This is a genomic window from Escherichia sp. Lx600-2 (assembly GCF_036662595.1).
Classification (GTDB): Bacteria; Pseudomonadota; Gammaproteobacteria; order Enterobacterales; family Enterobacteriaceae; genus Escherichia; species Escherichia coli.
On the sequence record NZ_JAYQWM010000020.1, the window covers coordinates 20,382 to 34,300 of the forward strand.

At 52.9% G+C, this 13,919-nt stretch carries 11 protein-coding genes; all 11 read left to right on the forward strand.

Features of this window, described 5'->3' with window-relative positions:
- Position 1: 1 nt before the first annotated feature.
- The 11 genes from murD (at position 2) to secA (ending at position 13,899) form a co-directional block, all read left to right on the forward strand.
- Complete coding sequence (murD, locus tag OQV04_RS09855) at positions 2 to 1,318, forward strand: UDP-N-acetylmuramoyl-L-alanine--D-glutamate ligase (protein WP_000796483.1); 1,317 nt, start codon at positions 2 to 4, stop codon at positions 1,316 to 1,318.
- Complete coding sequence (gene ftsW / locus OQV04_RS09860; RefSeq protein ID WP_032280251.1) at positions 1,318 to 2,562, forward strand: cell division protein FtsW; 1,245 nt, start codon at positions 1,318 to 1,320, stop codon at positions 2,560 to 2,562. Before murD ends, ftsW begins: the two co-directional genes overlap by 1 nt.
- Positions 2,559 to 3,626, forward strand: coding sequence for an undecaprenyldiphospho-muramoylpentapeptide beta-N-acetylglucosaminyltransferase (gene murG, locus OQV04_RS09865; protein ID WP_000016559.1), 1,068 nt, complete (start codon positions 2,559 to 2,561; stop codon positions 3,624 to 3,626). Before ftsW ends, murG begins: the two co-directional genes overlap by 4 nt.
- A gap of 53 nt (positions 3,627 to 3,679) precedes the next feature.
- Entirely contained in the window at positions 3,680 to 5,155 is a 1,476-nt protein-coding gene (gene murC / locus OQV04_RS09870; protein ID WP_001096044.1) for a UDP-N-acetylmuramate--L-alanine ligase, read from the forward strand.
- Entirely contained in the window at positions 5,148 to 6,068 is a 921-nt protein-coding gene (gene ddlB, locus OQV04_RS09875; protein WP_000130056.1) for a D-alanine--D-alanine ligase, read from the forward strand. The genes murC and ddlB overlap by 8 nt, the downstream gene beginning before the upstream one ends.
- Position 6,069: 1 nt before the next feature.
- Complete coding sequence (gene ftsQ / locus OQV04_RS09880; RefSeq protein WP_000075744.1) at positions 6,070 to 6,900, forward strand: cell division protein FtsQ; 831 nt, start codon at positions 6,070 to 6,072, stop codon at positions 6,898 to 6,900.
- Entirely contained in the window at positions 6,897 to 8,159 is a 1,263-nt protein-coding gene (gene ftsA / locus OQV04_RS09885) for a cell division protein FtsA (RefSeq protein ID WP_000588474.1), read from the forward strand. Before ftsQ ends, ftsA begins: the two co-directional genes overlap by 4 nt.
- Positions 8,160 to 8,219: 60 nt before the next feature.
- A complete protein-coding gene (gene ftsZ, locus OQV04_RS09890) occupies positions 8,220 to 9,371 on the forward strand; it encodes a cell division protein FtsZ (RefSeq protein ID WP_000462775.1) in 1,152 nt (383 codons plus the stop codon).
- Between the two features lie 100 nt (positions 9,372 to 9,471).
- Positions 9,472 to 10,389, forward strand: coding sequence for a UDP-3-O-acyl-N-acetylglucosamine deacetylase (gene lpxC / locus OQV04_RS09895; protein WP_000595482.1), 918 nt, complete (start codon positions 9,472 to 9,474; stop codon positions 10,387 to 10,389).
- A gap of 230 nt (positions 10,390 to 10,619) precedes the next feature.
- Positions 10,620 to 11,132 (forward strand): secA translation cis-regulator SecM, encoded by a 513-nt coding sequence (gene secM / locus OQV04_RS09900; RefSeq protein ID WP_000014320.1) that lies wholly within the window; start codon positions 10,620 to 10,622, stop codon positions 11,130 to 11,132.
- A gap of 61 nt (positions 11,133 to 11,193) precedes the next feature.
- Complete coding sequence (gene secA, locus OQV04_RS09905) at positions 11,194 to 13,899, forward strand: preprotein translocase subunit SecA (RefSeq protein WP_000905780.1); 2,706 nt, start codon at positions 11,194 to 11,196, stop codon at positions 13,897 to 13,899.
- Positions 13,900 to 13,919 lie beyond the last annotated feature (20 nt).

Below are 13,919 nucleotides of genomic sequence, written 5' to 3' on the forward strand. Positions count from 1 at the left end.
CATGGCTGATTACCAGGGTAAAAATGTTGTCATTATCGGCCTGGGCCTCACCGGGCTTTCCTGCGTGGACTTTTTCCTCGCTCGCGGTGTGACGCCGCGCGTTATGGATACGCGTATGACACCGCCTGGCCTGGATAAATTACCCGAAGCCGTTGAACGCCACACGGGCAGTCTGAATGATGAATGGCTGATGGCGGCAGATCTGATTGTCGCCAGTCCCGGTATTGCACTGGCGCATCCATCCTTAAGCGCTGCCGCTGATGCCGGAATCGAAATCGTTGGCGATATCGAGCTGTTCTGTCGCGAAGCACAAGCACCGATTGTGGCGATTACCGGTTCTAACGGCAAAAGCACGGTCACCACGCTAGTGGGTGAAATGGCGAAAGCGGCGGGGGTTAACGTTGGTGTGGGTGGCAATATTGGCCTGCCTGCGTTGATGCTACTGGATGATGAGTGTGAACTGTACGTGCTGGAACTGTCGAGCTTCCAGCTGGAAACCACCTCCAGCTTACAGGCGGTAGCAGCGACCATTCTGAACGTGACTGAAGATCATATGGATCGCTATCCGTTTGGTTTACAACAGTATCGTGCAGCAAAACTGCGCATTTACGAAAACGCGAAAGTTTGCGTGGTTAATGCTGATGATGCCTTAACAATGCCGATTCGCGGTGCGGATGAACGCTGCGTCAGCTTTGGCGTCAACATGGGTGACTATCACCTGAATCATCAGCAGGGCGAAACCTGGCTGCGGGTGAAAGGCGAGAAAGTGCTGAACGTGAAAGAAATGAAACTTTCCGGGCAGCATAACTACACCAATGCGCTCGCAGCACTGGCACTGGCAGACGCAGCTGGTTTGCCGCGCGCCAGCAGCCTGAAAGCATTAACCACATTCACTGGTCTGCCGCATCGCTTTGAAGTTGTGCTGGAGCATAACGGCGTACGTTGGATTAACGATTCAAAAGCGACCAACGTCGGCAGTACGGAAGCGGCGCTGAATGGCCTGCACGTAGACGGCACGCTGCATTTGTTGCTGGGCGGCGATGGTAAATCGGCGGACTTTAGCCCACTGGCGCGTTACCTGAATGGCGATAACGTACGTCTGTATTGTTTCGGTCGTGACGGCGTGCAGCTGGCGGCGCTACGCCCGGAAGTGGCAGAACAAACCGAAACTATGGAACAGGCGATGCGCTTGCTGGCTCCGCGTGTTCAGCCGGGCGATATGGTTCTACTCTCCCCGGCCTGTGCCAGCCTTGATCAGTTCAAGAACTTTGAACAACGAGGCAATGAGTTTGCCCGTCTGGCGAAGGAGTTAGGTTGATGCGTTTATCTCTCCCTCGCCTGAAAATGCCGCGCCTGCCAGGATTCAGTATCCTGGTCTGGATCTCCACGGCGCTAAAGGGCTGGGTGATGGGCTCGCGGGAAAAAGATACCGACAGCCTGATCATGTACGATCGCACCTTACTGTGGCTGACCTTCGGCCTCGCGGCGATTGGCTTTATCATGGTGACCTCGGCGTCAATGCCCATAGGGCAACGCTTAACCAACGATCCGTTCTTCTTCGCGAAGCGTGATGGTGTCTATCTGATTTTGGCGTTTATTCTGGCGATCATTACGCTGCGTCTGCCGATGGAGTTCTGGCAACGCTACAGTGCCACGATGCTGCTCGGATCTATCATCCTGCTGATGATCGTCCTGGTAGTGGGTAGCTCGGTTAAAGGGGCATCGCGTTGGATCGATCTCGGTTTGCTGCGTATCCAGCCTGCGGAGCTGACAAAACTGTCGCTGTTTTGCTATATCGCTAACTATCTGGTGCGTAAAGGCGACGAAGTACGTAATAACCTGCGCGGCTTCCTGAAACCGATGGGCGTGATTCTGGTGTTGGCAGTGTTACTGCTGGCACAGCCAGACCTTGGTACGGTGGTGGTGTTGTTTGTGACTACGCTGGCGATGTTGTTCCTGGCGGGAGCGAAATTGTGGCAGTTCATTGCCATTATCAGTATGGGCATTTCAGCGGTTGTGTTGCTGATACTCGCCGAACCGTACCGTATCCGCCGTGTTACCGCATTCTGGAACCCGTGGGAAGATCCCTTTGGCAGCGGCTATCAGTTAACGCAATCGCTGATGGCTTTTGGTCGCGGCGAACTGTGGGGACAAGGTTTAGGTAACTCGGTACAAAAACTGGAGTATCTGCCGGAAGCGCACACTGACTTTATTTTCGCCATTATCGGCGAAGAACTGGGGTATGTCGGTGTGGTGCTGGCACTTTTAATGGTATTCTTCGTCGCTTTTCGTGCGATGTCGATTGGCCGCAAAGCGTTAGAAATTGACCACCGTTTTTCCGGTTTTCTCGCCTGTTCCATTGGCATCTGGTTTAGCTTCCAGGCGCTGGTTAACGTAGGCGCGGCGGCGGGGATGTTACCGACCAAAGGTCTGACATTGCCGCTGATCAGTTACGGTGGTTCGAGCTTACTGATTATGTCGACAGCCATCATGATGCTGTTGCGTATTGATTATGAAACGCGTCTGGAGAAAGCGCAGGCGTTTGTACGAGGTTCACGATGAGTGGTCAAGGAAAGCGATTAATGGTGATGGCAGGCGGAACCGGTGGACATGTATTCCCGGGACTGGCGGTTGCGCACCATCTAATGGCTCAGGGTTGGCAAGTTCGCTGGCTGGGGACTGCCGACCGTATGGAAGCGGACTTAGTGCCAAAACATGGCATCGAAATTGATTTCATTCGTATCTCTGGTCTGCGTGGAAAAGGTATAAAAGCACTGATAGCTGCGCCGCTGCGTATCTTCAATGCCTGGCGTCAGGCGCGGGCGATTATGAAAGCGTACAAACCTGACGTGGTGCTCGGTATGGGCGGCTACGTATCAGGTCCTGGTGGTCTGGCCGCGTGGTCGTTAGGCATTCCGGTTGTACTTCATGAACAAAACGGTATTGCGGGCTTAACCAATAAATGGCTGGCGAAGATTGCCACCAAAGTGATGCAGGCGTTTCCAGGTGCTTTCCCCAATGCGGAAGTGGTGGGTAACCCGGTGCGTACCGATGTGTTGGCGCTACCGTTGCCGCAGCAACGTTTGGCTGGACGTGAAGGTCCGGTTCGTGTGCTGGTAGTGGGTGGTTCCCAGGGCGCACGCATTCTTAACCAGACAATGCCGCAGGTTGCTGCGAAACTGGGTGATTCAGTCACTATCTGGCATCAGAGCGGCAAAGGTTCGCAACAATCCGTTGAACAGGCGTATGCCGAAGCGGGGCAACCGCAGCATAAAGTGACGGAATTTATTGATGATATGGCGGCGGCGTATGCGTGGGCGGATGTCGTCGTTTGCCGCTCCGGTGCGTTAACGGTGAGTGAAATCGCCGCGGCAGGACTACCGGCGTTGTTTGTGCCGTTTCAACATAAAGACCGCCAGCAATACTGGAATGCGCTACCGCTGGAAAAAGCGGGCGCAGCCAAAATTATCGAGCAGCCACAGCTTAGCGTGGATGCTGTCGCCAACACCCTGGCCGGGTGGTCGCGAGAAACCTTATTAACCATGGCAGAACGCGCCCGCGCTGCATCCATTCCGGATGCCACCGAGCGAGTGGCAAATGAAGTGAGCCGGGCTGCCCGGGCGTAATTGTAGCGATGCCTTTTGCATCGTATGAATTTAAGAAGTTAATGGCGTAAAGAATGAATACACAACAATTGGCAAAACTGCGTTCCATCGTGCCCGAAATGCGTCGCGTTCGGCACATACATTTTGTCGGCATCGGTGGTGCCGGTATGGGCGGTATTGCCGAAGTTCTGGCCAATGAAGGTTATCAGATCAGTGGTTCCGATTTAGCGCCAAATCCGGTCACGCAGCAGTTAATGAATCTGGGAGCGACGATTTATTTCAACCATCGCCCGGAAAACGTACGTGATGCCAGCGTGGTCGTTGTTTCCAGCGCCATTTCTGCCGATAACCCGGAAATTGTCGCAGCTCATGAAGCGCGTATTCCGGTGATCCGTCGTGCCGAAATGCTGGCTGAGTTAATGCGTTTTCGTCATGGCATCGCCATTGCAGGAACGCACGGCAAAACGACAACTACCGCGATGGTCTCCAGCATCTACGCAGAAGCGGGGCTCGACCCAACCTTCGTTAACGGCGGGCTGGTAAAAGCGGCGGGGGTTCATGCGCGTTTGGGGCATGGTCGGTACCTGATTGCCGAAGCAGATGAGAGTGATGCATCGTTCCTGCATCTGCAACCGATGGTGGCGATTGTCACCAATATCGAAGCCGACCACATGGATACCTACCAGGGCGACTTTGAGAATTTAAAACAGACTTTTATTAATTTTCTGCACAACCTGCCGTTTTACGGTCGTGCGGTGATGTGTGTTGATGATCCGGTGATCCGCGAATTGTTACCGCGAGTGGGACGTCAGACCACAACTTACGGCTTCAGCGAAGATGCCGACGTGCGTGTAGAAGATTATCAGCAGATTGGCCCGCAGGGGCACTTTACGCTGCTGCGCCAGGACAAAGAGCCGATGCGCGTCACCCTGAATGCGCCAGGCCGTCATAACGCGCTGAACGCCGCAGCTGCGGTTGCGGTTGCTACGGAAGAGGGAATTGACGACGAGGCTATTTTGCGTGCGCTGGAGAGCTTCCAGGGGACTGGTCGCCGTTTTGATTTCCTCGGTGAATTCCCGCTGGCGCCAGTGAATGGTAAAAGTGGTACGGCAATGCTGGTCGATGACTACGGCCACCACCCGACGGAAGTGGACGCCACCATTAAAGCGGCGCGCGCAGGCTGGCCGGATAAAAACCTGGTAATGCTGTTTCAGCCGCACCGTTTTACCCGTACACGCGACCTGTATGATGATTTCGCCAATGTGCTGACGCAGGTTGATACCCTGTTGATGCTGGAAGTGTATCCGGCTGGCGAAGCGCCAATTCCGGGTGCGGACAGCCGTTCGCTGTGTCGCACAATTCGTGGACGTGGGAAAATAGATCCCATTCTGGTGCCGGATCCGGCGCAGGTAGCCGAGATGCTGGCACCGGTATTAACCGGTAACGACCTGATTCTCGTTCAGGGGGCTGGTAATATCGGAAAAATTGCCCGTTCTTTAGCTGAAATCAAACTGAAGCCGCAAACTCCGGAGGAAGAACAACATGACTGATAAAATCGCGGTCCTGTTGGGCGGGACCTCCGCTGAGCGGGAAGTTTCTCTGAATTCTGGCGCAGCGGTGTTAGCCGGGCTGCGTGAAGGTGGTATTGACGCGTATCCTGTCGACCCGAAAGAAGTCGACGTGACGCAACTGAAGTCGATGGGCTTTCAGAAAGTGTTTATCGCGCTACACGGTCGTGGCGGTGAAGATGGCACGCTGCAGGGCATGCTCGAGCTGATGGGCTTGCCTTATACCGGCAGCGGAGTGATGGCATCTGCGCTTTCAATGGATAAACTACGCAGCAAACTTCTGTGGCAAGGTGCCGGTTTACCGGTCGCGCCGTGGGTAGCGTTAACCCGCGCAGAGTTTGAAAAAGGCCTGAGCGATAAGCAGTTAGCAGAAATTTCTGCTCTGGGTTTGCCGGTTATCGTTAAGCCGAGCCGCGAAGGTTCCAGTGTGGGAATGTCAAAAGTAGTAGCAGAAAATGCTCTACAAGATGCATTAAGATTGGCATTTCAGCACGATGAAGAAGTATTGATTGAAAAATGGCTAAGTGGGCCGGAGTTCACGGTTGCGATACTCGGTGAAGAAATTTTACCGTCAATACGTATTCAACCGTCCGGAACCTTCTATGATTATGAGGCGAAGTATCTCTCTGATGAGACACAGTATTTCTGCCCCGCAGGTCTGGAAGCGTCACAAGAGGCCAATTTGCAGGCATTAGTGCTGAAAGCATGGACGACGTTAGGTTGCAAAGGATGGGGACGTATTGACGTTATGCTGGACAGCGATGGACAGTTTTATCTGCTGGAAGCCAATACCTCACCGGGTATGACCAGCCACAGCCTGGTGCCGATGGCGGCACGTCAGGCAGGTATGAGCTTCTCGCAGTTGGTAGTACGAATTCTGGAACTGGCGGACTAATATGTCGCAGGCTGCTCTGAACACGCGAAATAGCGAAGAAGAGGTTTCTTCTCGCCGCAATAATGGAACGCGTCTGGCGGGGATCCTTTTCCTGCTGACCGTTTTAACGACAGTGTTGGTGAGCGGCTGGGTCGTGTTGGGCTGGATGGAAGATGCGCAACGCCTGCCGCTCTCAAAGCTGGTGTTGACCGGTGAACGGCATTACACGCGTAATGACGATATCCGGCAGTCGATCCTGGCATTGGGTGAGCCAGGTACCTTTATGACCCAGGATGTCAACATCATCCAGACGCAAATAGAACAACGCCTGCCGTGGATTAAGCAGGTGAGCGTCAGAAAGCAGTGGCCTGATGAATTGAAGATTCATCTGGTTGAATATGTGCCGATTGCGCGGTGGAATGATCAACATATGGTAGACGCGGAAGGAAACACCTTCAGCGTGCCGCCAGATCGCACCAGCAAGCAGGTGCTTCCAATGCTGTATGGCCCGGAAGGCAGCGCCAATGAAGTGTTGCAGGGCTATCGCGAAATGGGGCAGATGCTGGCAAAGGACAGATTTACTCTGAAGGAAGCGGCGATGACCGCGCGGCGTTCCTGGCAGTTGACGCTGAATAACGATATTAAGCTCAATCTTGGCCGGGGCGATACGATGAAACGTTTGGCTCGCTTTGTAGAACTTTATCCGGTTTTACAGCAGCAGGCGCAAACCGATGGCAAACGGATTAGCTACGTTGATTTGCGTTATGACTCTGGAGCGGCAGTAGGCTGGGCGCCATTGCCGCCAGAGGAATCTACTCAGCAACAAAATCAGGCACAGGCAGAACAACAATGATCAAGGCGACGGACAGAAAACTGGTAGTAGGACTGGAGATTGGTACCGCGAAGGTTGCCGCTTTAGTAGGGGAAGTTCTGCCCGACGGTATGGTCAATATCATTGGCGTGGGCAGCTGCCCGTCGCGTGGTATGGATAAAGGCGGGGTGAACGACCTCGAATCCGTGGTCAAGTGCGTACAACGTGCCATTGACCAGGCTGAATTGATGGCAGATTGTCAGATCTCTTCGGTATATCTGGCGCTTTCTGGTAAGCACATCAGCTGCCAGAATGAAATTGGTATGGTGCCTATTTCTGAAGAAGAAGTAACGCAAGAAGATGTGGAAAACGTCGTCCATACCGCGAAATCGGTGCGTGTGCGCGATGAGCATCGTGTACTGCATGTGATCCCGCAAGAGTATGCGATTGACTATCAGGAAGGGATCAAGAATCCGGTAGGACTTTCGGGCGTCCGGATGCAGGCAAAAGTGCACCTGATCACATGTCACAACGATATGGCGAAAAACATCGTCAAAGCGGTTGAACGTTGTGGGCTGAAAGTTGACCAACTGATATTTGCCGGACTGGCATCAAGTTATTCGGTATTGACGGAAGATGAACGTGAACTGGGTGTCTGCGTCGTCGATATCGGTGGTGGTACAATGGATATCGCCGTTTATACCGGTGGGGCATTGCGCCACACTAAGGTAATTCCTTATGCTGGCAATGTCGTGACCAGTGATATCGCTTACGCCTTTGGCACGCCGCCAAGCGACGCCGAAGCGATTAAAGTTCGCCACGGTTGTGCGCTGGGTTCCATCGTTGGAAAAGATGAGAGCGTGGAAGTGCCGAGCGTAGGCGGTCGTCCGCCGCGGAGTCTGCAACGTCAGACCCTGGCAGAGGTGATCGAGCCGCGCTATACCGAGCTGCTCAACCTGGTCAACGAAGAGATATTGCAATTGCAGGAAAAGCTTCGCCAACAAGGGGTTAAACATCACCTGGCGGCAGGCATTGTATTAACCGGTGGCGCAGCGCAGATCGAAGGTCTTGCAGCCTGTGCTCAGCGCGTGTTTCATACGCAAGTGCGTATCGGCGCGCCGCTGAACATTACCGGTTTAACGGATTATGCTCAGGAGCCGTATTATTCGACGGCGGTGGGATTGCTTCACTATGGGAAAGAGTCACATCTTAACGGTGAAGCTGAAGTAGAAAAACGTGTTACAGCATCAGTTGGCTCGTGGATCAAGCGACTCAATAGTTGGCTGCGAAAAGAGTTTTAATTTTTATGAGGCCGACGATGATTACGGCCTCAGGCGACAGGCACAAATCGGAGAGAAACTATGTTTGAACCAATGGAACTTACCAATGACGCGGTGATTAAAGTCATCGGCGTCGGCGGCGGCGGCGGTAATGCTGTTGAACACATGGTGCGCGAGCGCATTGAAGGTGTTGAATTCTTCGCGGTAAATACCGATGCACAAGCGCTGCGTAAAACAGCGGTTGGACAGACGATTCAAATCGGTAGCGGTATCACCAAAGGACTGGGCGCAGGCGCTAATCCAGAAGTTGGCCGCAATGCGGCTGATGAGGATCGCGATGCACTGCGTGCGGCGCTGGAAGGTGCAGACATGGTCTTTATTGCTGCGGGTATGGGTGGTGGTACCGGTACAGGTGCAGCACCAGTCGTCGCTGAAGTGGCAAAAGATTTGGGTATCCTGACCGTTGCTGTCGTCACTAAGCCTTTCAACTTTGAAGGCAAGAAGCGTATGGCATTCGCGGAGCAGGGGATCACTGAACTGTCCAAGCATGTGGACTCTCTGATCACTATCCCGAACGACAAACTGCTGAAAGTTCTGGGCCGCGGTATCTCCCTGCTGGATGCGTTTGGCGCAGCGAACGATGTACTGAAAGGCGCTGTGCAAGGTATCGCTGAACTGATTACTCGTCCGGGTTTGATGAACGTGGACTTTGCAGACGTACGCACCGTAATGTCTGAAATGGGCTACGCAATGATGGGTTCTGGCGTGGCGAGCGGTGAAGACCGTGCGGAAGAAGCTGCTGAAATGGCTATCTCTTCTCCGCTGCTGGAAGATATCGACCTGTCTGGCGCACGCGGCGTGCTGGTTAACATCACAGCGGGCTTCGACCTGCGTCTGGATGAGTTCGAAACGGTAGGTAACACCATCCGTGCATTTGCTTCCGACAACGCGACCGTGGTTATCGGTACTTCTCTTGACCCGGATATGAATGACGAGCTGCGCGTAACTGTTGTTGCGACAGGTATCGGCATGGACAAACGTCCTGAAATCACTCTGGTGACCAATAAGCAGGTTCAGCAGCCAGTGATGGATCGCTACCAGCAGCACGGGATGGCTCCGCTGACCCAGGAGCAGAAGCCGATTGCTAAAGTCGTGAATGACAATGCGCCGCAAACTGCGAAAGAGCCGGATTATCTGGATATTCCAGCATTCCTGCGTAAGCAAGCTGATTAAGAATTGACTGGAATTTGGGTTTCGAGGCTCTTTGTGCTAAACTGGCCCGCCGAATGTATAGTACACTTCGGTTGGATAGGTAATTTGGCGAGATAATACGATGATCAAACAAAGGACACTTAAACGTATCGTTCAGGCGACGGGTGTCGGTTTACATACCGGCAAGAAAGTCACCCTGACGTTACGCCCTGCGCCGGCCAACACCGGGGTCATCTATCGTCGCACCGACTTGAATCCACCGGTAGATTTCCCGGCCGATGCCAAATCTGTGCGTGATACCATGCTCTGTACGTGTCTGGTCAACGAGCATGATGTACGGATTTCAACCGTAGAGCACCTCAACGCTGCTCTCGCGGGCCTGGGCATCGATAACATTGTTATCGAAGTTAACGCGCCGGAAATCCCGATCATGGACGGCAGCGCCGCTCCGTTTGTATACCTGCTGCTTGACGCCGGTATCGACGAGTTGAACTGCGCCAAAAAATTTGTTCGCATCAAAGAGACTGTTCGTGTCGAAGATGGCGATAAGTGGGCTGAATTTAAGCCGTACAATGGTTTTTCGCTGGATTTCACCATCGATTTTAACCATCCGGCTATTGATTCCAGCAACCAGCGCTATGCGATGAACTTCTCCGCTGATGCGTTTATGCGCCAGATCAGCCGTGCGCGTACGTTCGGTTTCATGCGTGATATCGAATATCTGCAGTCCCGTGGTTTGTGCCTGGGCGGCAGCTTCGATTGTGCCATCGTTGTTGACGATTATCGCGTACTGAACGAAGACGGCCTGCGTTTTGAAGACGAATTTGTGCGTCACAAAATGCTCGATGCGATCGGTGACTTGTTCATGTGTGGTCACAATATTATTGGTGCATTTACCGCTTATAAATCCGGTCATGCACTGAATAACAAACTGCTGCAGGCTGTCCTGGCGAAACAGGAAGCCTGGGAATATGTGACCTTCCAGGACGACGCAGAACTGCCGTTGGCCTTCAAAGCGCCTTCAGCTGTACTGGCATAACGACATTTATACTGTCGTATAAAATTCGACTGGCAAATCTGGCACTCTCTCCGGCCAGGTTAACCAGTCGTTTTTTTTTGAATTTTATAAGAGCTATAAAAAACGGTGCGAACGCTGTTTTCTTAAGCACTTTTACGCACAACTTATCTTCATTCGTGCTGTGGACTTCAGGCTTTAATGATAAGATTTGTGCGCTAAATACGTTTGAATACGATCGGGATGGCAATAACGTGAGTGGAATACTGACGCGCTGGCGACAGTTTGGTAAACGCTACTTCTGGCCGCATCTCTTATTAGGGATGGTCGCGGCGAGTTTAGGTTTGCCTGCGCTCAGCAACGCCGCCGAACCAAACGCGCCCGCAAAAGCGACAACCCGCAACCACGAGCCTTCAGCCAAAGTAAACTTTGGTCAATTGGCCTTGCTGGAAGCGAACACGCGCCGCCCGAATTCGAACTATTCCGTTGATTACTGGCATCAACATGCCATTCGCACGGTAATCCGTCATCTTTCCTTCGCAATGGCACCGCAAACGCTGCCCGTTGCTGAAGAATCTTTGCCTCTTCAGGCGCAACATCTTGCATTACTGGATACGCTCAGCGCGCTGCTGACCCAGGAAGGCACGCCGTCTGAAAAGGGTTATCGCATTGATTATGCGCATTTTACCCCACAAGCAAAATTCAGCACGCCCGTCTGGATAAGCCAGGCGCAAGGCATCCGTGCTGGCCCTCAACGCCTCAGCTAACAACAATAAACCTTTACTTCATTTTATTAACTCCGCAACGCGGGGCGTTTGAGATTTTATTATGCTAATCAAATTATTAACTAAAGTTTTCGGTAGTCGTAACGATCGCACCCTGCGCCGGATGCGCAAAGTGGTCAACATCATCAATGCCATGGAACCGGAGATGGAAAAACTCTCCGACGAAGAACTGAAAGGGAAAACCGCAGAGTTTCGTGCGCGTCTGGAAAAAGGCGAAGTGCTGGAAAATCTGATCCCGGAAGCTTTCGCCGTGGTGCGTGAGGCAAGTAAGCGCGTCTTTGGCATGCGTCACTTCGACGTACAGCTGCTCGGCGGTATGGTTCTTAACGAACGCTGCATCGCCGAAATGCGTACCGGTGAAGGTAAAACCCTGACCGCAACGCTGCCTGCTTACCTGAACGCACTAACCGGTAAAGGCGTGCATGTAGTTACCGTCAACGACTACCTGGCGCAACGTGACGCCGAAAACAACCGTCCGCTGTTTGAATTCCTTGGCCTGACTGTCGGTATCAACCTGCCGGGCATGCCAGCACCGGCAAAGCGCGAAGCTTACGCAGCTGACATCACTTACGGTACGAACAACGAATACGGCTTTGACTACCTGCGCGACAACATGGCGTTCAGCCCTGAAGAACGTGTACAGCGTAAACTGCACTATGCGTTGGTGGACGAAGTGGACTCCATCCTGATCGATGAAGCGCGTACACCGCTGATCATTTCCGGCCCGGCAGAAGACAGCTCGGAAATGTATAAACGCGTGAATAAAATTATTCCGCACCTGATCCGTCAGGAAAAAGAAGACTCCGAAACCTTCCAGGGTGAAGGCCACTTCTCGGTGGATGAAAAATCTCGCCAGGTGAACCTGACCGAACGTGGTCTGGTGCTGATTGAAGAACTGCTGGTGAAAGAGGGCATCATGGATGAAGGGGAGTCTCTGTACTCTCCGGCCAACATCATGCTGATGCATCACGTAACGGCGGCGCTGCGCGCTCATGCGCTGTTTACCCGTGACGTCGACTACATCGTTAAAGATGGTGAAGTTATCATCGTTGACGAACACACCGGTCGTACCATGCAGGGCCGTCGCTGGTCCGATGGTCTGCACCAGGCTGTGGAAGCGAAAGAAGGTGTGCAGATCCAGAACGAAAACCAAACGCTGGCTTCGATCACCTTCCAGAACTACTTCCGTCTGTATGAAAAACTGGCGGGGATGACCGGTACTGCTGATACCGAAGCTTTCGAATTTAGCTCCATCTACAAACTGGATACCGTCGTTGTTCCGACCAACCGTCCAATGATTCGTAAAGATTTGCCGGACCTGGTCTACATGACTGAAGCGGAAAAAATTCAGGCGATCATTGAAGATATCAAAGAACGTACTGCGAAAGGCCAGCCGGTGCTGGTGGGTACTATCTCCATCGAAAAATCGGAGCTGGTGTCAAACGAACTGACCAAAGCCGGTATTAAGCACAATGTCCTGAACGCCAAATTCCACGCCAACGAAGCGGCGATTGTTGCTCAGGCAGGTTATCCGGCTGCGGTGACTATCGCGACCAACATGGCGGGTCGTGGTACAGATATTGTGCTCGGTGGTAGCTGGCAGGCAGAAGTTGCCGCGCTGGAAAATCCGACCGCAGAGCAAATTGAAAAAATTAAAGCCGACTGGCAGGTACGTCACGATGCGGTACTGGCAGCAGGTGGCCTGCATATCATCGGTACCGAGCGTCACGAATCCCGTCGTATCGATAACCAGTTGCGTGGTCGTTCTGGTCGTCAGGGGGATGCTGGTTCTTCCCGTTTCTACCTGTCGATGGAAGATGCGCTGATGCGTATTTTTGCTTCCGACCGAGTATCCGGCATGATGCGTAAACTGGGTATGAAGCCAGGCGAAGCCATTGAACACCCGTGGGTGACCAAAGCGATTGCTAACGCCCAGCGTAAAGTTGAAAGCCGTAACTTCGACATTCGTAAGCAACTGCTGGAATATGATGACGTGGCTAACGATCAGCGTCGCGCCATTTACTCCCAGCGTAACGAATTGCTGGATGTTAGCGATGTGAGCGAAACCATTAACAGCATTCGTGAAGATGTGTTCAAAGCGACCATTGATGCCTACATTCCACCACAGTCGCTGGAAGAAATGTGGGATATTCCGGGGCTGCAGGAACGTCTGAAGAACGATTTCGACCTCGATTTGCCAATTGCCGAGTGGCTGGATAAAGAACCAGAACTGCATGAAGAGACGCTGCGTGAGCGCATTCTGGCGCAGTCCATCGAAGTGTATCAGCGTAAAGAAGAAGTGGTTGGTGCTGAGATGATGCGTCACTTCGAGAAAGGCGTCATGCTGCAAACGCTTGACTCCCTGTGGAAAGAGCACCTGGCAGCGATGGACTATCTGCGTCAGGGTATCCACCTGCGTGGCTATGCACAGAAAGATCCGAAGCAGGAATACAAACGTGAATCGTTCTCCATGTTTGCAGCGATGCTGGAGTCGTTGAAATATGAAGTTATCAGTACGCTGAGCAAAGTTCAGGTACGTATGCCTGAAGAGGTTGAGGAGCTGGAACAACAGCGTCGTATGGAAGCCGAGCGTTTAGCGCAAATGCAGCAGCTTAGCCATCAGGATGACGACTCTGCAGCCGCAGCTGCACTGGCGGCGCAAACCGGTGAGCGCAAAGTAGGACGTAACGATCCTTGCCCGTGCGGTTCTGGTAAAAAATACAAGCAGTGCCATGGCCGCCTGCAATAAAAGCTAACTGTTGAAGTAAA

Bases quoted from the DNA above. Each gene is read 5' to 3' on its own strand.
- secA (WP_000905780.1), top strand. From the start codon at position 11,194: ATGCTAATCAAATTATTAACTAAAGTTTTCGGTAGTCGTAACGATCGC.
- ftsW (WP_032280251.1), top strand. From the start codon at position 1,318: ATGCGTTTATCTCTCCCTCGCCTGAAAATGCCGCGCCTGCCAGGATTC.
- lpxC (WP_000595482.1), top strand. From the start codon at position 9,472: ATGATCAAACAAAGGACACTTAAACGTATCGTTCAGGCGACGGGTGTC.
- murG (WP_000016559.1), top strand. From the start codon at position 2,559: ATGAGTGGTCAAGGAAAGCGATTAATGGTGATGGCAGGCGGAACCGGT.
- ftsQ (WP_000075744.1), top strand. From the start codon at position 6,070: ATGTCGCAGGCTGCTCTGAACACGCGAAATAGCGAAGAAGAGGTTTCT.
- ftsZ (WP_000462775.1), top strand. From the start codon at position 8,220: ATGTTTGAACCAATGGAACTTACCAATGACGCGGTGATTAAAGTCATC.
- murD (WP_000796483.1), top strand. From the start codon at position 2: ATGGCTGATTACCAGGGTAAAAATGTTGTCATTATCGGCCTGGGCCTC.
- ftsA (WP_000588474.1), top strand. From the start codon at position 6,897: ATGATCAAGGCGACGGACAGAAAACTGGTAGTAGGACTGGAGATTGGT.
- ddlB (WP_000130056.1), top strand. From the start codon at position 5,148: ATGACTGATAAAATCGCGGTCCTGTTGGGCGGGACCTCCGCTGAGCGG.
- murC (WP_001096044.1), top strand. From the start codon at position 3,680: ATGAATACACAACAATTGGCAAAACTGCGTTCCATCGTGCCCGAAATG.